The organism is Vibrio sp. SS-MA-C1-2 (assembly GCF_021513135.1).
GTDB lineage: Bacteria > Pseudomonadota > Gammaproteobacteria > Enterobacterales > Vibrionaceae.
On record NZ_CP090981.1, the window covers coordinates 1,260,486 to 1,280,264 of the forward strand.

Annotated in this window: 15 protein-coding genes and 1 pseudogene; 10 read left to right on the forward strand and 6 right to left on the reverse strand. The window is 39.5% G+C overall.

Going from position 1 to position 19,779, the window contains the following annotated elements; all coding sequences use genetic code 11:
* Nucleotides 1–177: 177 nt before the first annotated feature.
* The gene (gene ansA, locus L0B53_RS10380; RefSeq protein WP_235062228.1) at nucleotides 178–1,188 is read right to left on the reverse strand and encodes an asparaginase; all 1,011 of its coding nucleotides are present in this window, start codon (nucleotides 1,186–1,188) and stop codon (nucleotides 178–180) included.
* A gap of 262 nt (nucleotides 1,189–1,450) precedes the next feature.
* Nucleotides 1,451–3,301 carry a signal peptide peptidase SppA gene (gene sppA, locus L0B53_RS10385; protein ID WP_235061969.1) on the reverse strand — a complete coding sequence of 617 codons (1,851 nt, stop codon included), beginning with the start codon at nucleotides 3,299–3,301 and terminating at the stop codon, nucleotides 1,451–1,453.
* 349 nt (nucleotides 3,302–3,650) lie between these two features.
* Here sppA and L0B53_RS10390 point away from each other — a divergent pair.
* The 6 genes and pseudogenes from L0B53_RS10390 (at nucleotide 3,651) to L0B53_RS10415 (ending at nucleotide 11,430) form a co-directional block, all read left to right on the forward strand.
* A pseudogene (locus tag L0B53_RS10390) lies at nucleotides 3,651–5,657 on the forward strand (FAD-dependent oxidoreductase).
* 120 nt (nucleotides 5,658–5,777) lie between these two features.
* Nucleotides 5,778–6,326, forward strand: coding sequence for an NAD(P)H nitroreductase (locus L0B53_RS10395; RefSeq protein ID WP_235061970.1), 549 nt, complete (start codon nucleotides 5,778–5,780; stop codon nucleotides 6,324–6,326).
* A gap of 280 nt (nucleotides 6,327–6,606) precedes the next feature.
* The gene (gene selD / locus L0B53_RS10400) at nucleotides 6,607–7,644 is read left to right on the forward strand and encodes a selenide, water dikinase SelD (RefSeq protein ID WP_260115584.1); all 1,038 of its coding nucleotides are present in this window, start codon (nucleotides 6,607–6,609) and stop codon (nucleotides 7,642–7,644) included.
* A complete protein-coding gene (mnmH, locus tag L0B53_RS10405; protein ID WP_235061972.1) occupies nucleotides 7,644–8,738 on the forward strand; it encodes a tRNA 2-selenouridine(34) synthase MnmH in 1,095 nt (364 codons plus the stop codon). Before selD ends, mnmH begins: the two co-directional genes overlap by 1 nt.
* 133 nt (nucleotides 8,739–8,871) lie before the next feature.
* Complete coding sequence (locus L0B53_RS10410; protein WP_235061973.1) at nucleotides 8,872–10,827, forward strand: DNA topoisomerase III; 1,956 nt, start codon at nucleotides 8,872–8,874, stop codon at nucleotides 10,825–10,827.
* Between the two features lie 201 nt (nucleotides 10,828–11,028).
* Nucleotides 11,029–11,430: a hypothetical protein gene (locus tag L0B53_RS10415; protein ID WP_235061974.1), complete on the forward strand. Its 402-nt coding sequence runs from the start codon at nucleotides 11,029–11,031 to the stop codon at nucleotides 11,428–11,430.
* A gap of 64 nt (nucleotides 11,431–11,494) precedes the next feature.
* On the opposite strand, the gene L0B53_RS10420 is transcribed toward L0B53_RS10415, so the two are convergent.
* Both L0B53_RS10420 and L0B53_RS10425 read right to left on the reverse strand, forming a co-directional pair.
* Entirely contained in the window at nucleotides 11,495–13,348 is a 1,854-nt protein-coding gene (locus L0B53_RS10420) for a DUF3413 domain-containing protein (protein ID WP_235061975.1), read from the reverse strand.
* An 85-nt stretch (nucleotides 13,349–13,433) separates the two neighbouring features.
* A complete protein-coding gene (locus tag L0B53_RS10425) occupies nucleotides 13,434–13,649 on the reverse strand; it encodes a DUF1414 domain-containing protein (protein ID WP_235061976.1) in 216 nt (71 codons plus the stop codon).
* A gap of 72 nt (nucleotides 13,650–13,721) precedes the next feature.
* Here L0B53_RS10425 and yejK point away from each other — a divergent pair, with 72 nt between their 5' ends.
* The 3 genes from yejK to asd all read left to right on the forward strand — a co-directional run bounded on the left by yejK (nucleotide 13,722) and on the right by asd (nucleotide 16,633).
* Nucleotides 13,722–14,735 carry a nucleoid-associated protein YejK gene (yejK, locus tag L0B53_RS10430; protein WP_235061977.1) on the forward strand — a complete coding sequence of 338 codons (1,014 nt, stop codon included), beginning with the start codon at nucleotides 13,722–13,724 and terminating at the stop codon, nucleotides 14,733–14,735.
* A gap of 114 nt (nucleotides 14,736–14,849) precedes the next feature.
* On the forward strand, nucleotides 14,850–15,209 hold the full coding sequence (locus L0B53_RS10435; protein ID WP_235061978.1) for a nitrous oxide-stimulated promoter family protein: 360 nt from the start codon (nucleotides 14,850–14,852) through the stop codon (nucleotides 15,207–15,209).
* Nucleotides 15,210–15,517: 308 nt separating this feature from the next.
* Nucleotides 15,518–16,633, forward strand: a complete 1,116-nt coding sequence (gene asd / locus L0B53_RS10440) for an aspartate-semialdehyde dehydrogenase (protein ID WP_235062229.1) — start codon at nucleotides 15,518–15,520, stop codon at nucleotides 16,631–16,633.
* A 245-nt stretch (nucleotides 16,634–16,878) separates the two neighbouring features.
* Here the strand turns inward: asd and sodB are convergent, their stop codons facing one another.
* Entirely contained in the window at nucleotides 16,879–17,463 is a 585-nt protein-coding gene (gene sodB / locus L0B53_RS10445) for a superoxide dismutase [Fe] (protein ID WP_235061979.1), read from the reverse strand.
* A gap of 523 nt (nucleotides 17,464–17,986) precedes the next feature.
* On the opposite strand from sodB, the gene L0B53_RS10450 reads away from it, so the two are divergent.
* Entirely contained in the window at nucleotides 17,987–18,319 is a 333-nt protein-coding gene (locus L0B53_RS10450) for a Grx4 family monothiol glutaredoxin (RefSeq protein ID WP_235061980.1), read from the forward strand.
* Between the two features lie 123 nt (nucleotides 18,320–18,442).
* Here the strand turns inward: L0B53_RS10450 and L0B53_RS10455 are convergent, their stop codons facing one another.
* Nucleotides 18,443–19,735, reverse strand: a complete 1,293-nt coding sequence (locus L0B53_RS10455; protein WP_235062230.1) for a Na+/H+ antiporter family protein — start codon at nucleotides 19,733–19,735, stop codon at nucleotides 18,443–18,445.
* Nucleotides 19,736–19,779: the final 44 nt, after the last annotated feature.

Below are 19,779 nucleotides of genomic sequence, written 5' to 3' on the forward strand. Positions count from 1 at the left end.
CTATTATTATTTTACGCTCTTTTTCTTTTTTATCCCCCTCTTACTTGAAGTTACTAGGTTGTTGGTTATATTCATTCGCCCCTATCATATAGAAAACCTAGACTCATGGGGCCTCACTCACTTGCCGCCGACTAGCAACGCCAATTACTTTAGGTATAGGGATGAATTAGTTATAAATTACAGTGAAAGTTCACCACGTAAGTCCTGTTTCATCATCTCACGAACTGTTTCAATGGGAAGCTCTTGGCTCAATAAATAGTGTAACTTAGCCAGAGCTGCTTCTGGCGTCATATCTAAACCACTTAAAACGCCTGCATCTGCTAGGGCAGCACCCGTAGCATAACCATCCATATCGACTTTACCCGAGAAGCACTGAGTCAAATTAACCACGACTACGCCACGTTGATGAGCTGCGTAGAGTTCATCCAAAATATCTCTATTTTGAGGTGCATTACCGACACCAAAAGTGAGTAAAATTAAACCATTAACCGGTTGTCTAAGCACATTACGAATGACATCTGGCGATATCCCAGGGTAGAGCATTACGATTCCTATCGGTTGTGGGGTAATGCGATGAACCTGATAGTGACCTTCTGGTTTTTTGTCTAACTCAATATCATTGACTTTGATGCTGATCCCAGCCTCTAAAAGTGGTGGGATATTTGGAGAGATAAAGGCATCAAAACCATCAGCATGAGCTTTGGTGCTACGATTACCACGGATTAACTTATTATTGAAGAAAAGAGTAACTTCATTAATGGGATAATTTGCCGCAATGTGAAGTGAATTTAATAGGTTACTTTGACCATCGGAACGTAATTCAGCAATCGGGATCTGTGAGCCTGTGACAATAATTGGCTTATCTAGATTCTCAAACATGAATGAGAGTGCAGATGCGGTATATGCCATGGTGTCTGTACCGTGCAAAATGACAAAGGCATCATACTTATCATAATTAGCTTTAATATCATCGGCGATACGTTGCCAATCAAGAGGCGTCATATCTGAAGAGTCAATTAAAGGGTCATACTCATGGATGGTAAAAGAGGGCATTTCTGGACGATGGAACTCAGGCATAATCGCCAATTGATTAGGCATAAACCCTGACTTAGGAATATAACCGTGATCTGATTTGACCATACCGATAGTACCGCCAGTGTAGGCGATGTAAATAGATTTCTTTTCCATCATGTTTAGCATCTTTATAATAGTAGTTGTCACTAGTATACGACGCTTTTGTCAGATGGAAAATATAGATAAAAGCTTTAATCTGAAATTTTGCGCTAATCGTGCTTTAAATCAATATGTAGGTTCAACCTTGAAGTGAATATCTACGTGCTAAAATAAACAGCCCATCAGTTGGATGATGGGCTGAGGCGTTTGGATTAAAGCACGGTGAAAAAATTAAGAGAGAGTGAAAATATCCCTAAAGTAAAGAAGGGGTAAGGATCTAATTCACACAATTTAAGCAGAGTGTATATTGCCCTTTTGGATCATTAAAACTTTGCCAGAATGAATGCTCATTTGATGCTGCTTTGATCGCAGGAGCAAAGATACTTGGTAATTGAATATCAATATTTTGACCAATAAAGCTACTCGCAGATTGATTAAACTCCTGCATTACCTCTTCTAATGGCGTCAATGGTTTTTTCATCCATTCAACTTGATAGGTATCAACTTTTGCTAATGCAGCGGCGGAGGTGATAGCATCATCAAAGTTTCCTAATTGATCGACTAACCCTAAACGTTTAGCATCTTTACCTGTCCACACTCGACCCTGAGCAATTTTATCTGCATCAGCTAAAGACATGTGACGATATTGACTCACTAAACCAATAAAACGTTGATAACCATTTTCTACACTAAGCTGAATCACGTCACCGACTTGTTCTGGTAGCGCGCGAGTCACGGACAAACCTGCAAATGGAGTGGTACCTACACCGTCACTGGTTACACCCACATCAGTTAAGATATTTTCAAAACTTGCAAATAAGCCAAAGATACCAATTGAACCGGTAATCGTTGTGGGCTGAGCAATGATCTTATCGGCACTGACGGAAACCCAATAACCGCCAGAGGCAGCAACACTAGACATCGAAGCAATAACCGGTTTGCCTGCCGCTTGAAGAGCCGTTACTTCATTACGGATAATCTCAGAAGCGAAGGCACTGCCCCCTGGGCTATCAACACGAAGAATAACCGCTTTAACATTTTTATCTAATCGGGCTTGTCGTAATAGTGATGCAACAGTATCACCACCTGCATTACCTGGCTGCTGAGTAGGGCCATCAACAATTGCACCACTGACGGCAACAACAGCAATTTTATCTGCCTGTGGCTTAATTAATGTCGGCTTAATCGCTGCATAATATTGAGAATAAGAGACTTGTTTAAAGCTATGGTTATCTTGATAGCCAAACGCTTTAGCCAGAGTGCTTGTCATCTCATTTCGAGTGGCTAGTTGATCGACCAAACCCAATTTTAGGCTCATATCGGCAAAGCTACCATTGGCTTCTTTAAGGTTGCTGAGTAGAGTATCAACCTCTGGAGATAAAGTATCAGGGGTAATATTACGATTTTTTGCTACGGTCTGAAGGTAGCTTTGCCACAGTTGATTAAGCCAATTTAATGTCGCTTCTTTTGCTGGCGCGGACATATCGTCACGAATGAATGGTTCAACAAAGGATTTATAAGTACCAACGCGGAATACATGGGTGGTGACATCAAGCTTATCTAACAATGTCTTATAATAGAGACGATAACTACCATAGCCTTCCAGTAAAATTGCACCGCCTTTATTCATTAAGATTTGATCGGCATAACTCGCTAGGTAATATTGGCTTTGTGAGTAATTATCCGCCACGGCATAGACGGGTTTTCCTGATTCTTTAAACTCGTTCACAGCTTGAGCCACGTAAGAAAGTTTACTTATACTGGTTCTTGGCATTTTACTTAAGCTAAGTACTAAACCTGTAATATTTGGATCATCTTTAGCGTGTCTTAATGTCGAAATGAGATCACTGATAACCACCTCTTTACGCTCAGGTTTCCCTAATAATGAGTTTGAAATCTCGGTGGTTGGGTCTTTAATACTGGCTTGCTCAACAAGTGGGCCTGAAATTTTGACCACCAAAGCGGATTTGGCTGGCAGGCTTGGTGTCTCTACTTCACTAGTGAGCATATAGAGCACGACTGCAAGAAATGAGAAGAAAACAAGGTTAAGTATTAATTTACGGGAAAAGTTAATGACACCCCAGATACATTTTAGTATCCAGCCAATGCCGCGAAAGAGTTTTTTCATAATATTCCAAGATAATAAAAGTTCCGTATTATAGAGAGTATAATAGTTTGTCGAATAATAAATACAGCATCTATTTGTTAAATAGTGATCTTTTTTATCTAAACGTAAAGGCAAAGCATTATTTTTTTAGTGAGTGTTGTTCCTTTTACATTGATTGAAAATGTTTATTTTTTGTTATCTTTTTGTTTTTTATGGTTTGAAAAACAGCTCAGACCAGTTTATTCTAAATAGATAATAACCCTTTTCCTTTTGAGGAATCGACAAATTAAAACTAATGAAAGTATGAATAATTATAAGGTTTCTATTTCTATTATTGATGATCTCTAAAAAATAAGGATTTGTAATGAGTATATTTCCCCACTTATTAGCGCCTCTTGATTTAGGCTTTACTCAACTCCCCAATCGAGTATTAATGGGCTCGATGCATACTGGGTTAGAAGATCTCAACGATAGTTTTGAAAAATTAGCGGCTTTTTATGTTGAAAGGGTAAAAGGTGGGGTTGGTTTAATTATTACGGGTGGATTTTCACCTAATTTTAGAGGTCGCCTTCATCCTCTTAGTGCTCAATTTAGTTTTTCTTATCACCTCCCTTCCCATCAATATTTAACAGAGCAAGTACATCAAGAGGGGGGAAAGTTGTCTTGCAGCTGCTTCATGCGGGACGTTATGCAATGCATCCGCTTTCTCAAAGTGCATCAGCGATTAAAGCCCCTATCTCTAAGTTCACTCCATCGGAGATGTCCGAACGTCAAATTCTTGCCACTATTGATGATTTTGCTAGCAGTGCGAAACTAGCCCAAAAAGCAGGTTATGATGGGGTTGAGTTAATGGGTTCAGAAGGTTATCTGATTAATCAATTTATCTGTTCTCGCACTAATAATCGTTACGATGAATGGGGGGAAGTTATCAAAATCGTATCCGTTTTGCTGTTGAACTGGTTAAAAAGGTGAGAGCAGAAGTTGGTGAAGAGTTTATTATCATATTCAGACTCTCAATGTTAGATCTGGTTGAACAAGGAAGTACTATTGAGGAAGTTATTTCCTTAGCTCAAACCTTAGAGCAGGTCGGTGTGACGATTATTAACAGTGGAATTGGTTGGCATGAGGCACAAGTACCCACCATTGCAACTCAAGTTCCACGAGCCGCTTTTAGTTGGGTAACAGAGAAAGTTAAACAACATATCTCTATTCCTGTTGTCGCTTGTAATCGAATCAATACCCCTGAAGTTGCTGAAGAAATATTAGCGTCAGGGCAAGCAGACATGGTCTCGATGGCGCGTCCATTTTTAGCTGATCCGCATTTTATCGCGAAAGCTGAACAGAATCGTAGTGATGAGATCAATACCTGTATTGGCTGTAACCAAGCCTGTTTGGATCATGTTTTTAAGGGAAAACGAGCAAGTTGTTTAGTTAACCCTTTTGCCTGTTATGAGACTGAACTCCAAATAAAACCGTTAGCTGACGAAGATAAACATCGTCGGATTGCGGTGATTGGTGCTGGACCCGCGGGATTAGCTTGTGCGGTCACAGCGGCGGAGCGGGGCTTCAAGGTTGATCTTTATGAAGCGAGCTCTAAGATTGGTGGTCAGTTTAGGTTAGCGATGCAGATTCCGGGGAAAGAGGAGTTTAAAGAGACCATTCGTTATTATCAGAGTCAGCTGCAGCGTTTTGGTGTCAATATTTTAACTAATACCAGAGCGACCCCTGAACAGCTAAAAGAGTATCAACATGTGGTGATTGCCTCTGGTGTAAAACCCCAAATGCCACCAATTGAAGGTATTGAACATCCTAAAGTTGTTGATTATCAGAGTTTGATTCGCAATGAGATTTCTTTAGGGTATAAAGTTGCAGTGATTGGCGCGGGGGGATTGGAGTTGATGTTTCCACCATGTTGACGGAGCCGGAAGATAGACAACTCAGCGATTGGCTTGATGAGTGGGGAATTGACCCAACGATAGCGCAACCGGGAGGGGTTTTTCCTAATCAAAAATATAACAGTTCTCGGGATGTTTGGTTACTACAACGAAGAGTTGGAAAAGTGGGTAAAGGGCCAGGTAAAACTACGGGCTGGATCCATAAAAAAACCTTAGAGCATCGTGGTGTTAAATTATTAGATGGTGTTGAGTTTAGGAAAATAGATGATCAAGGCTTGCATATCATTCGCCACTTAGAGCATCAGATTATCCCAGTAGATAACATTGTTATCTGTACGGGTCAACAATCTGTGGCTGACCTTTATCAGCAATTAAGCGAACAACAAGAGAATGTTCATTTAATAGGTGGTGCTGAAAAATCAACAAAAATTGATGCGAAATATGCGATTAGATCAGGTGTGAAATGCGCTCTTTCATTATGACTTGTAACTTTGCTTGGTTTCAGTAGACAATCATTATTCAGTTATTATCCAATCACTATTCAATGTTGATGATAAATGTTAATATAAATTATTATCATTTATTAGATTGAGGAATTTCGTATGGATGCGTTAAACCTGTTATTGACTCGCCGCTCTATTGCAAAATTAACCGCACCTGCTCCTAAAGGTGTAGAGTTAAAAAATATCCTACAAGCTGGATTAAGAGCCCCCGATCATGGTGGATTAATGCCATGGCAATTTGTTGTGGTGGAAGGTGAAGGCTTAGACAGATTTTCTACGATTTTATCTGAAGCTGCCATCGCCTCTGGTGAGGAGCAAAAAGTGATCGAGAAAGCCAAGAATGCCCCTTTTCGAGCACCAATGATTATAGTGGTTATCGCAAAAGTGACTGAACATGAAAAAGTGCCTTTAATTGAACAATATGTCTCAGCGGGTTGTGCTACTCAATCGATGCAGATGGCTGCGGTTGCTCAAGGTTTTTCTGGTTTTTGGCGTACCGGGAAATGGACTTATGACCGTTCTGTTCGTCATGCTTTTTCACTACAAAAAGATGATGAGATAATAGGTTTTCTCTACCTAGGAACACCAACTTGCACACCATCGGCACTAAAAGAAAAAGAGCTAGATAAGTTTGTCTCCTATTTATAACCATATTTATCTATATTCTTGATAATTGAAGTTGTCATTTTTTATCTACAACTTCTCTTATCATGGATGCCCTCTCGTGTTATTGAATAATTGGTTTATCTCTTCCATTAAAAATAGCGTATATAATAGGATTTTGTTTTCCCTTATAAAACATGTAATTATGTTTTATGTGTAACAATTCTTGCTTAAATTTCCCTTAAATTCAAACTCAATTGATTGATGTCATGACAATACTCAATTGGCAGAGTAGTATCTTGCTATTACTATTTATTGGAGTGTTATTATGGAAAAGGTTCGTCTTACTCAATATAGTCACGGTGCAGGTTGTGGCTGTAAAATATCCCCTCAAGTGCTAGAAAAAATTCTTCACTCAGATATTAGCCCAGTGATTGATCCAAACTTACTGGTCGGAAATGAAAGTAAAGATGATGCGGCGGTGTATGATATTGGTAATGGACAAGCGGTTGTGAGTACGACTGACTTTTTCATGCCTATCGTGGACGACCCATTTGATTTTGGCCGTATTGCTGCCACTAATGCGATCAGTGATATTTACGCTATGGGTGGGAAGCCAATCATGGCTATCGCTATCTTTGGCTGGCCGATTAATCTCCTTTCTTCAGAAATTGGTCAGCAAGTCTTAGAAGGTGGACGCCAAGTTTGTAAAGAGGCGGGAATCACCCTTGCTGGTGGTCACTCTATTGATGCACCTGAACCTATCTTTGGTCTTGCGGTTACAGGTATGGTTCCGACCGATCGAGTGAAGAAAAATGATCAGGCTGAAGCTGATTGTCAACTTTATTTGACTAAACCATTGGGTATCGGTGTGTTAACCACAGCAGAAAAGAAAAGTAAGCTGAGAGAAGAGCACCAAGGTGTTGCGCGTGACTGGATGTGTCAATTAAATCGTGTTGGTAGTGATTTTGCAAATGTCGCTGGTGTTAAAGCGATGACAGATGTGACCGGTTTTGGGCTATTAGGACATTTAACCGAGTTATGTGAAGGAAGTGACTTAACGGCAGAGCTGTGGTTTGATAAAGTGCCAACTCTTCCTGCTGTTATGGAATACATTGCAGAAGGTTGTGTCCCTGGTGGAACTGATCGCAACTTTGCCAGTTATGGGCATTTAGTGTCTGAAATGAGTAGAGAACAACGATCTCTACTTTGTGATCCACAAACGTCTGGTGGACTTTTATTGGCAGTTTCTGCCGATGGCGATGAGCAAGTACAAGCTATCGCAAAAGAACATAACTTGTTACTACAACCAATCGGGAAGATGGTTGAGAAACAAGACTCTTTACTCGTTAAGGTTATTTAATGCCACACACTGAAACCGTAGATGATTTTAAATCTCTATTTTTGAACCAAACACCTCTTATTGATCTTCGAGCACCTATTGAATTTACTCAAGGTACTTTTTCATCGTCAGTGAATTTACCTTTGATGAATGATGAAGAGCGCAAAGCGGTCGGTACTTGCTACAAGCAAGAAAGTGCTGACGCAGCGGTAAAACTCGGACATCAATTAGTGAGCGGATGCATTAAAACGCAACGTGTAAATGCATGGGTTGAGCATTATAAGCATAACCCTGATTTAGTTATCTACTGTTTTAGAGGGGGTCAACGTAGTCGAATTAGTCAGCAATGGCTAAAAGAGGCGGGCGTTGAGTGCAAATATGTTCAAGGTGGCTACAAAGCACTGCGTAATTACCTACTTGAACAGATTGAAATTGCAGCTCAAAAACCGATGACTATTATTGCCGGTAATACTGGTAGTGGAAAAACAACCCTGATTAATCAAGTCGCTCAAGGTGTCGATCTAGAAGGTTTTGCTAATCATCGAGGCTCGTCGTTTGGTCGCTACGTGACTGAGCAACCCACTCAAATAAACTTTGAAAATAATTTAGCGGTTGAGTTATTGAAAAAAGAAGATGCGGGTTTTTCTCAGCTAATTATTGAGGATGAAGGACGCAATATCGGCGCACTTCATCTGCCGCACTCTATTTACAAAGCGATGCAGAGTGCCCCTGTTATGGTGATAGCTGATCCTTTAGATATTCGCCTTGAACGTTTGTTAGATGATTATGTGATTAGAATGCAGCATGACTTTATTGCTCTCTCTGGAGAGGAACAAGGTTGGCAACAATTTTCTGATTATTTGAAGTCTGGCATCTCTGGAATTAAACGTCGATTAGGTGTTGAACGCCACGATACATTAATTAAGAATATTGATTCTGCAGTGCATATACATCAAGCAACAGGATCGATTGATGGTCACTTAGGATGGTTAGAACCCTTGTTGTCCGAGTATTATGATCCTATGTATCAATATCAGTTGAGTCGAAAAGCTGAGCGCGTGATATTTACTGGCGATTATCAGCAAGTGAAAGCTGAGTGTCATTTACTCGGATAATTAAATTATCTGTATTAAGATCAATACTCTTTTTTTGATTTAACACTGTTGATTTACACAGTGTTTTATTGCTGTCTAATCTAAACTCCTGTACAGTTTGATTTCTATTCTTGATTATTAAGCTGTACGAATTATGTCACGCCTTTTTATTGCAGAAAAACCGAGTTTAGGCAGAGCGATTGCCAATGTTCTACCTCGACCTCATAAAAACCATACCGGATATATTACGACGGGTAATGGTGATATTGTGACTTGGTGTGTTGGGCATTTACTTGAACAGTTAGAACCTGATGCTTATGATCCGCAATATAAAGTGTGGCGATTAGATGATCTTCCTATCATTCCTGAGCAATGGAAACTGAAAGCCCGCAAAGGTGCTAGTAAGCAACTTACGGTGATCAAAAAGCTGCTTAAAGAGGCGAGCTCTGTTGTTCATGCAGGAGATCCTGATCGAGAGGGACAATTGCTGGTAGATGAGGTGATTTCACATCTTAAATATCCTGTAAAAAAACGAACCGAAATTCAACGCCTGCTGATTAATGATCTTAACCCCAGCGCCGTAAAAAAAGCGTTAGGGCAGATGAGGAGTAACAGTGAATTTATACCTCTTTCTGTCTCTGCATTAGCACGCTCTCGTGCCGATTGGTTATATGGCATGAATATGACGCGAGCCTATACCTTATTGGGGCAGAAAAGTGGTTATCGAGGCGTTCTCTCCGTGGGTCGGGTACAGACACCAATTTTGGGGCTCGTGGTTCGTCGAGATCAAGAGATCGCTAACTTTATTCCACAAGCCTATTATCAAGTGGAAGCGGTGATCCCCTATCAGAATGTAAATATTATTGCGAAGTGGCAACCTAGTGAAGCTTGTCAACCTTGGCAAGATCCACAAGGGCGAGTATTAAACCGTAAATTAGCAGAGAATGTTGCCGAAAGAATTACCAACCAACCTGCGGTGGTGAGTCAAAGCCAGCAGAAGAACAGTCAACAAGCCCCACCATTACCATACTCTCTCTCTGCGTTACAAATTGATGCGGCAAAACGTTACGGGATCAATGCTGCTGATGTATTAACGAGCTGCCAATCATTATATGAAAGACATAAAGTGATCACTTATCCGAGAAGTGATAGTCGTTACTTACCTAATGAGCACTTTAAACAGGCAAAAGAGGTTGTTTCAGCGATTAGTAGTAATAATACGGAACTAACTTCAGCAGTCAACTCTGCAGATTTAACTCTTCGCTCTAAGGCGTGGAATGATAAAAAAGTCGAAGCTCACCACGCAATTATTCCAACCCCTAAAAAAGTCTCATCATCAACACTTAATGCCACTGAAGCTAAAGTGTATGGATTGATTGCTCGACAATATCTGTTTCAGTTTTATCCAGCGGCTGTATATGCTGATTCGAGTTTAGTTTTTATTATCGCTAATGGTCATTTTATTGCCAAAGGACGAGATTTAATCGAAGCGGGCTGGCGAGAGTTACTGACAAAGAGCGGAAGCCAGACAGTAAAATCTCAGAATAATAGAGAGGAAGAACAACCAAAAGTCCCAGCGTTAAAAGAGGGAACTGAGCTGCACTGCATTGAAGGTCAAGTGTTAGATAAGATGACTGAGCCACCAAAAATGTTTACTGATGCCTCACTGTTGCAAGCAATGACTGGAATCAGTCGTTTTGTCTTGGATAGCGAGCTCAAGAAGATCCTTCGAGATACCGATGGGTTAGGGACGGAAGCGACCCGAGCACATATATTAGAGCTGCTGTTTAAGCGTCAACTGTTATTACGAAAGGGAAAAGTGATTAACGCCTCTGATGCTGCGATTGCTTTGATTACTGCGCTGCCAAATGAAGTGACTTATCCTGATATGACAGCGCATTGGGAGCATCAACTACAAGATATTACAGATAAAAAGTGTGCTTATGCCCCCTTCATTGATAATTTGACCTTAAAACTTAATGGCATGATTAGCAACGTAAAATCAAACCCGGTTCCTGATGTTTTTCAAGGCTTAAAAAATCAAGCGCCTGTAAAAAGTTTTAAAAAGAAAAGGCGAGTGGCATCAAAGAAAAAGCCAACAGGTAAATAGATATTTAATTTGAATATTAACCTTGTTCTTTTCGATTCAGCTTACTAGATAGTTCTAATAATAAGAGTCTAGAGATATGTCAACTTACTGTTAGTTATCAGATTTTCACTATCACTATTTTGTTTCTTGCGTTAAGTTATGCGCTATTTTGCTCAGTATTATATTTTACTTGGCACTCGACGTTACAAAGGAATGGTAATAATGAAAAAAATAGCGTTCACAACTCTACTCATTTCGAGTCTTTCTACCCCAGCTTTTGCTGATAGTATTGGTGGTTTTTTAGGTACGCCGATGTCGGGTGTTCAATATAAGCATAATGATTTACGGTTTTCTGTCGGGCTTGATGATTTTGGGTTAGCTGTCGATAAAGTTTTTAATTTAGGATCACTGGTTAATAATCAAAAATTAAATCCTGCTTATCTTTTTGCTGGGGTACAGTATGTTGATCAGCACCATCATAAAGTGGGAGTCAGATCTGGGATTGGAGCACAATTTCCAATTGAGAGTTTTGAGCTTTATGCCGAGATTGGACCGACACTTTATGTGGTTGAAGATGTTGATATTGATGTCGAAGGTGTTTTAGGTGTTCGTTATCGCTTTTAGTCTTTAGTTTTTTAACTTGAAGTTGCACTGTGATTGACAACTTCAAGTTTTATCTAAAAAAGTCTTATTTCTCTGAGTGGTAAAAGCGTTTTAACTCTTGGATCACTTGCAAAAGAGTGGACAGTTTGGTCTTCTCATCTTTGAGCTGCTGGAAATTTTGGTCATAAACCTTATAGTTACCATACTGATCGACAACCGTTGTTTTATCTTCCGCTAATACTGCAATATCTTTCTTATCACCAGCCAGTAACCAAGGGCGTTCACTGTTGCTATTAAATAAGTTAACACCACTGCTGTAATTACGACTCGAAGACGAAGTATGGAACATATTCTCCATCAATGTTGGAACAAGATCGAGATGGCTGGTTCTTCGTGTTACGACCTGAGGTTGTTGATTTGGCCAATGGATCATCATCGGAACTTGGATTTGATATCGACTATAGTTACCTTTTGAACCCCAACTGTTGCTCTTGGTATCATTAAATTCAATGCCATGGTTTGAGGTTACGACAATAATCGTATTCTCAAACTGACCTTGTGATTTTAATGTATCGATAATCTGTTGGAAGTCGTTATCTACCGTTGAAACGGCTTTTAAGTAGTGCTCTTTCAGTTTTGCAGTGGTACTACTTTGAGAGTTACCTGAGATAGTGTCAGTCGAAGAAGATTGATCATCGTAATGAGAAACTGTTTTGAGGTCGATATAACCAAACCATTTATTCTCTTTTTGTTGGGTTAACCATGATTTCCAGTCATCTATTGCCATTGTGTCATTGAACTGCTGAGTATTTGGCTTTTCAGTTTTTTCTTCAGTTGACGATTGAACAAGCTCTTTATGATTAAATATTGCTGTTGGGTAAACAGAATCATCAAACCCATCGCCACTGAAAAGACCAAATTGGTAATTTCTTTTATGCAATGTTTGAATTAATACTGGCGTTAAGTTATCTGCTTTTGAGCTTTCCATATACGTTGGAGGAAGGCCATAAAAGAGGCTGAATACACCAGCTTGATTGCTATTGCTGGCACTAAAGTGTTGAGTGTAATTGATGTTTTCTGCAGCAAAACTATTCAGGTTTGGTGTGATAAATGAAGATATAGCATCACTGCGTAGACTATCAACCATAATGATTAATAGATTTTTTTTCACACCCTGATCATTAAAACTTAAGCGAGTTAATGGATAGTTCATCTTTTCGCTATCTATACTTCCTTGCTTGGCTTCTCGCTCAAGGTATTCAGTCTTATTGAGTAAGCCATGTCTCTCCATAAATGATTTTGCTGTCATAGGGTAGGAGAGCGGGAAGGTCGACTTTTGGACGGTAATCGGACGATATAAATTGGCATCTGCCCAGATATGGATAATATGACTAGTAGCAAAACAGATACCTAAGATGATGGTTAATGTGCCACCAATATGTTTAGCGCTGAGTTTTCGCTGTTTACGCCACACCCATTCAGAAAGTACCAGTTGAACGATAAATATAATAGGTACAGCGATAAAGATAAGTTGCCAATTACTATTCTGAGCTGTGTTTTCACCACTATTGAGTAGATCCCAAACAATCATACTTAAATGTAAATGAAGGGTATTATAGGTATAACTATCCAGTAGAAGTGCTGTTGCACCTAAGGTGGCGATAAAAACACTAAATAGTCGAAGCAGTCGTTGCGATGGCAGTAAAAATGTTGCAGGAAAAATAATCAGAATATAGATAGCAAAGGTCAGGAAACTGAAATGACCAAACCAACTAATAATCAGATAGAACTGGCCTAAAAAGGTAGCAGGCCACTCAGAACCGATGATGTATCGTGTTCCGAGTAACATAGTGATAATAATATTAAAAAATGCAAACCAATGTCCCCAACTAATCAGTCGGGATACTTTGTCCTTGTAGGGCGTTGGATGTGCTACCATTCGAACCTATTCATTTTTTAATGATCTCATCTCTCTAAATTGTATCAGATTAATTTTAAATTTCGTTTAATAATCAACTAAACACTTAATCGTCAATTGATGTTAGTAGTGCTTGCACGAACTTATCTGTAATCGCTTTACGTTGTGATTGCGGTACATTTTGATTTAAGATATTCGTGGCGATATTCCCCACCAGCATCAGTGATAATTCTGCTGTTGCGTTATTTTCTTCGAGTACGTCAACCAGTTGATCTAGAATTCGCTCGACGTCTTTGTTGTTGTATTTTGATGTAATAGGCATAAATAAACTTGTTCAATAATTATTTTAGCTGACTATAATACCCTACACTCTACAATTCTGGGTAATACTTTCATGACTCTTTCTGTTGCAAATATAATTCTTCACCAAATCAAGCGTGATGAACAGGGCGAATTACAAGTCCAATTACGTCCGGAGTTATTAAAACTGACTCCATCAAGTGAACACTTAGTCTCTGAAATACATAGAGTATACAGCGCTAAGCCAGCAAAAGGTTTTGCTAATTTTGCACCACAAAGCGAAGTTAAGCAACTATTAGTCGACCTACAGCAGCAACAACTTAACTTTGTTGATTTTTCTAGCCAATCTGCTGCAAAACTAAGAGATGAGTTAATTAAATACCCTTTTGCTGATGAGGGGATTCTCGTGTTGGCAGAGTATCAATCACTGGCGACTGATTATCTATTTATTGGTCTTTTAAGCTCATGTCCAAGTATGAAAGTGACAGAGCAGCTTGATGTCAGCAGTACCGAATACCTTGATGTGGCAAAAATGGATATTGCGGCACGTATTGATCTTTCTACTTGGAATAGCGACCCTGAATCAAACCGTTATCTGACGTTCATAAAAGGGCGGGTTGGTCGTAAGGTTGGAGATTTCTTTTTAGACTTCTTACAAGCTGATGTTGGAATGGATAGCAAAGTTCAGAACCAAGTGTTAATCCAAGCTGTTGATGATTACTGCACTGATTCTCGTCTTGATCGTGAAGAAAAGCAGCAATACATGAAGAATGTGCATCAGTACTGTAATGAACAGTTAAAGTCTGGTGAAGAGCTTATCGTAAAAGAGCTAGCAGATACTCTCCCCGTTGGTGATGAAGGTACGGACTTTTATCAATTTGCTAATCAACAAGGCTATGAGTTAGAAGAATCATTTCCTGTTGATCGTGCAGCCGTCCGTAAACTGACCAAATACGTGGGTGGTGGTGGTGGCTTATCAATCAGTTTTGATGCTGAATTGCTAAATGAACGTATTAGCTATGATCCTGAAACAGACACGCTAACGATCAAAGGAACACCGCCAAATTTGAAAGATCAGCTACAACGACGTTTGACTGCAGAGGATTAAATCGCGCTTTTTTTGTTCAAATAGCCATTTTTACGGTTTTAAAGGCGACATTGTGACAAAAAAGTGTGATCTTGATCATTTTATTGTGGTTAAAAATCTAGATAATAAGCGGCTATGAAAGCATATACATTACGTCCTAATTTAGTAAAGCAGGAACAAATTGCGTTGAAGGCTAAATTCAACCTCTATTGCCACACTTTACATCGAAGCGCGAAGTTATGCCCAGATTGTGATGCACTGTTAAATTATGCGTTAGAGCGTATTGAGCAGTGTAAATCTGAACAGGCGAAACCGAGCTGTAATAATTGTTCTAACTCTTGCTATCAAGCAGCAAAACGTTTGGAGATTCGACATATTACACAGTGGGCTGAACCACGATTATGGAAAAAGCACCCAATTAAAGCGTTATCAATTCGCCTTAATCAACATTGGTCCTTAACATCGAGTAAATCAGTGACTGCTACTCGGGCGTAAAAATGCCACACTTCTGAAAACTCACGATAACTTTATAGATTATCGTGAGTTTTTGTTTTTTTAATAGTATAAAATTCCACTTAACACTTCTTTTATTCTCTATTTAACTACTCGCTTACTTATTTCCTCACTTTTTATATTAAAAATAAGAGGAGGCGTGACCAACCTCACAAATACTTTTGTTGATGATTTTTATATAAATAATAACAAATTGTTAATTTTTACTTGTAAATCGGTGCTTAAACTTTTATAGATGTAGTTATATAATTTTATTACTGAATAAATGAATAACATGGAGAGTAGCTATGATGAAGGTGGGTTTAGTTGGTTGGCGTGGAATGGTGGGTTCTGTTTTAATGCAGAGAATGGTTGAAGAGCGAGATTTTGACCATATTGATCCTGTTTTTTACACGACTTCACAAGTCGGTATTCCTGCGCCTAATTTAGGCAAAGATGCAGGTTTGTTGCAAGATGCTTACGATCTTAATAGCTTAAAGCAAATGGACATTATCATTACCTGTCAAGGTGGTGACTATACGACAGCTGTTTATTCATCACTTCGCCAAGCCGGGTGGAAAGGGTATTGGATTGATGCTGCTTCTTCACTGCGTATGGAGCAAGATACGATTATTACGCTTGATCCCGTAAACTTAACTCAGATTCAACAAGGTATTCGCTCTGGTAGTAATACCTTTGCTGGTGGTAACTGTACCGTGAGTTTAATGCTGATGGGGCTAGGCGGTCTATATCAAGCAGGTATGGTTGATTGGGTTAGTGCCATGACTTATCAAGCCGCGTCTGGTGCAGGCGCAAAAAATATGCGTGAGTTAATCGCTCAAATGGGAACGATTCAGCACTCTGTTTCTGAACAGTTAGCAAGCCCTGCAAGTTCGATACTTGATATTGATCAGCGTGTTGCAGAGACCATTCGTAGTTCCGATTTTCCAACTTCAGAATTTGGGGCTCCATTAGCTGGCTCATTGATCCCATGGATCGATAAGAAGCTTGATAATGGACAAAGTAAAGAAGAGTGGAAAGGAACGGTTGAAACCAATAAGATTTTAGGTCTACAAGATAACCCTGTTGCGATTGATGGGACTTGTGTACGCATTGGTGCGATGCGTTGTCACTCTCAAGCATTAACCATCAAGTTAAAGCAAGATGTGCCAATGGATGAAATTGAAGAGATCATTGCCTCCCACAACCAGTGGGTTAAAGTGATTCCAAATGATCGTGATATCACGATGCAAGAGCTTAGCCCAGCAAAAGTCACTGGAACGCTTTCTGTACCGGTTGGACGTTTACGCAAAATGGCAATGGGTAACGACTTCCTAAATGCCTTTACTGTCGGTGATCAGCTATTATGGGGCGCAGCAGAGCCTCTACGTCGTACACTTCGCATTATCTTGGCTGAAAAAGAGTAATTATCCCCTATAACTAGGTCATATACCCAAAGTCATTGGCGTTGCTAGTCGGCGGCAAGTGAATGAGGCCTCATGAGTATAGGTGTACGATATGATTGGGGCGAATGAGCGTAGCCAACAACCTAGCAACTTCAAGTAAGAAGGGGATAAAAACAAAAAACCGCAGCTCAATGAGTTGCGGTTTTTTTATAACTAGATTTGGCTATTAAATGATGATGAATAGCCTCATCTTGGTTATCTTGAGATTAAGCAGCTAAGTTTTTAGCAACGAATTCCCAGTTAACTAGTGCCCAGAAGCCATCCATGTAAGACGGACGTAGGTTACGGTAGTCAATGTAGTAAGCATGTTCCCACAGGTCAACGGTTAGAAGTGGTGTTACACCTTCTTCTGTTAGAGGCGTTGCTGCGTTAGAAGTATTTACGATTGCTAGAGAACCGTCAGCATTCTTCACTAACCAAGTCCAAGATGAACCGAAGTTGTTGATTGCAGAATCAGTGAATTTTGCTTTGAATTCAGCAAATGAACCGAAAGATTTAGCGATTGCGTCAGCAACTTCGCCAGTTGGTTCACCACCCGCGTTCGGGCTTAGGCAGTTCCAGTAGAACGTGTGGTTCCATACTTGAGCTGCGTTATTGAAAATACCAGCAGAAGAAGTTTTAACGATCTCTTCTAGTGATTTATTTTCAAGTTCAGTACCTTCAACTAAACCGTTTAATTTAACAACGTATGTGTTGTGATGCTTACCATAGTGATATTCAAGAGTTTCTGCAGAAATATGTGGTTCTAATGCATTCATCTCAAAAGGTAGAGCAGGAAGTTCAAAAGCCATTACTGACACTCCATTTAATGTAAAAGGGAAAGTGTTCCCTATAAGCTAGGTTTAAAAAGTACAGACATTACGTCTATTACTTGAGGTTTTTCAGCTATCCTTGTTGTTTTTTAAGAAAAATCCCAAGGAAGCCTTATCTTGGTGACTATATTAATAAAGTTTTTCCTTTATTAAAAGGCTTTTATCAATAAAAATAAAATAGATATACTAATCTATTCTTATGTTGTAACAAGTTTAACAACTGTTCGAAAAGCAGCCTTATTATTAATATAACCTATATCCATAAGAAATATAGGTGTTTTTTTTGATTGAATTGCTAGGTAGAATCTATCTGAACATCTAGAACTTATCTATAAACTGTATATACTCTTCATATTTGAAGCTGCTAGGCTGTTAACTGTGTTCGTCGGATCCACTCTCATAGAAGACCTATGTTTATGGTGTGACATTCATTTGCTATCGACTAACAGCATCAATTAGTTTGAGTATCTGCAACACAAATAGAATTAAAACTGAGGGAATTATGGAAACGATTGATAAGATTAAGCAACAAATTGGCGAGAACTCAATCCTACTTTACATGAAGGGCTCTCCAAAGCTACCAAGCTGTGGTTTCTCTTCTCAAGCATCTCAAGCATTAATGTCTTGTGGCGAAAAATTTGCTTTTGTTGATATTTTACAAAACCCAGATATTCGTGCTGAACTTCCTAAGTACGCACAGTGGCCAACATTTCCACAACTATGGATTGACGGTGAGCTAATCGGTGGTTGTGACATCATTCTTGAGATGTTCCAAAAGGGTGAGTTGCAGTCATTAATTAAAGAGACTGCCGCTAAATACGCTCAACCAGAGTAATTAATTGACTCTTTTTTAGTTAATAACACTATTTATTAATACAAAAAAGTGAAGCATATCAAAAGAGCCTGACATTATTATGCCAGGCTCTTTTTTATTTGAATTATTTAGGTGAAAAGTGGGTTATAAAATCATCGCCGCAACCCAACCAGCTGCAATGAGCGGGAGGTTATAATGAATAAAGGTTGGAACCACCGTTTCCCAAATATGTTCATGTTGACCATCAGCATTTAAGCCAGATGTTGGACCTAAGGTTGAATCTGATGCCGGCGAACCTGCATCTCCTAGGGCTGCAGCCGTACCAACAAGCGCAATGGTTGCCATTGGAGAGAAACCAAATGCAATCGCTAAAGGAACATAAATAGTCGCAATAATTGGAATTGTTGAGAATGATGAACCAATCCCCATTGTCACTAATAAACCAACAATCAGCATCAATAACGCAGCTAATGGTTTGTTGTGCCCAATACTATGAGATAGCGATGAAACCAACGTCTCAACACCACCTGTCGCTTTCATCACAGCGGCAAATCCAGCGGCTGAGATCATAATAAATCCGATCATTGCCATCATTTGTACACCTTGAGAGAAAGCGTCTTGAGTCTCTTTCCATTTGATAACACCACCAAACGTAAAGACCATAAAGCCCGCTAACGCACCAATAATCATCGATCCTGTGGATAGCTGTACCGCTAAGGTTGCAACAATAGCAATACCAGCAATCGCCACGTGACGCATGTTAATTGCTTTATGGCTCTCAGTTTTTTCTTCAATCTCAATAATATTATATTCACGAGGTTTTCTGTAACTGAAGAAGACTGCGATTAATAATCCTGTCATCATTCCTAATGCTGGAAGCAACATTGCCATCGGCACTTGACTTGCATTGACATCTAAACCATTGCTGTGAAGATTGGCTAACAAAATATTGTTTAAGAAAATCCCACCAAAACCGATCGGCAACACCATATAAGGAGTGACTAAGCCAAATGTTAAGATACAAGCAATTAGGCGACGATCTAGCTTAAGCTTGGCAAAAACATGTAATAGCGGTGGGATAATAATGGGGATAAATGCGATATGAACAGGAATCACATTTTGTGATGAGATAGTAATGAGAACAAGTACAGCTAAAATTGTGTATTTCAGACCGGTGGCAGCACTTGCATTCTCTTTACCATTTATACGTTTAATCACTGATTGAGCAAGCAAGTCTGTGATACCGGAACGAGAGATGGCAACTGCAAATGTTCCTAACATCGCATAACTCAAGGCGATAGTCGCACCGCCACCCAATCCACCTTCAAAGGCTGAAATAGTTTCATTGATGCTCATGCCACTCACAACGCCACCCAAGATAGCACTGAAGGTAAGGGCAATAACTACATTTATTCTCATTAATGAGAGGAATAACATCACACATACTGATATTACAATTGGATTTGTCAAAATAGCTCCTT

Excerpts from the sequence above, each read along its gene's own strand:
- mnmH (WP_235061972.1), top strand. The coding sequence starts at position 7,644 with ATGCCACACACTGAAACCGTAGATGATTTTAAATCTCTATTTTTGAAC.
- L0B53_RS10415 (WP_235061974.1), top strand. The coding sequence starts at position 11,029 with ATGAAAAAAATAGCGTTCACAACTCTACTCATTTCGAGTCTTTCTACC.
- sodB (WP_235061979.1), bottom strand. The coding sequence starts at position 17,463 with ATGGCTTTTGAACTTCCTGCTCTACCTTTTGAGATGAATGCATTAGAA.
- sppA (WP_235061969.1), bottom strand. The coding sequence starts at position 3,301 with ATGAAAAAACTCTTTCGCGGCATTGGCTGGATACTAAAATGTATCTGG.
- L0B53_RS10425 (WP_235061976.1), bottom strand. The coding sequence starts at position 13,649 with ATGCCTATTACATCAAAATACAACAACAAAGACGTCGAGCGAATTCTA.
- L0B53_RS10455 (WP_235062230.1), bottom strand. The coding sequence starts at position 19,735 with ATGTTATTCCTCTCATTAATGAGAATAAATGTAGTTATTGCCCTTACC.
- L0B53_RS10450 (WP_235061980.1), top strand. The coding sequence starts at position 17,987 with ATGGAAACGATTGATAAGATTAAGCAACAAATTGGCGAGAACTCAATC.
- asd (WP_235062229.1), top strand. The coding sequence starts at position 15,518 with ATGAAGGTGGGTTTAGTTGGTTGGCGTGGAATGGTGGGTTCTGTTTTA.
- L0B53_RS10435 (WP_235061978.1), top strand. The coding sequence starts at position 14,850 with ATGAAAGCATATACATTACGTCCTAATTTAGTAAAGCAGGAACAAATT.
- yejK (WP_235061977.1), top strand. The coding sequence starts at position 13,722 with ATGACTCTTTCTGTTGCAAATATAATTCTTCACCAAATCAAGCGTGAT.
- L0B53_RS10395 (WP_235061970.1), top strand. The coding sequence starts at position 5,778 with ATGGATGCGTTAAACCTGTTATTGACTCGCCGCTCTATTGCAAAATTA.
- L0B53_RS10420 (WP_235061975.1), bottom strand. The coding sequence starts at position 13,348 with ATGGTAGCACATCCAACGCCCTACAAGGACAAAGTATCCCGACTGATT.
- ansA (WP_235062228.1), bottom strand. The coding sequence starts at position 1,188 with ATGGAAAAGAAATCTATTTACATCGCCTACACTGGCGGTACTATCGGT.
- L0B53_RS10410 (WP_235061973.1), top strand. The coding sequence starts at position 8,872 with ATGTCACGCCTTTTTATTGCAGAAAAACCGAGTTTAGGCAGAGCGATT.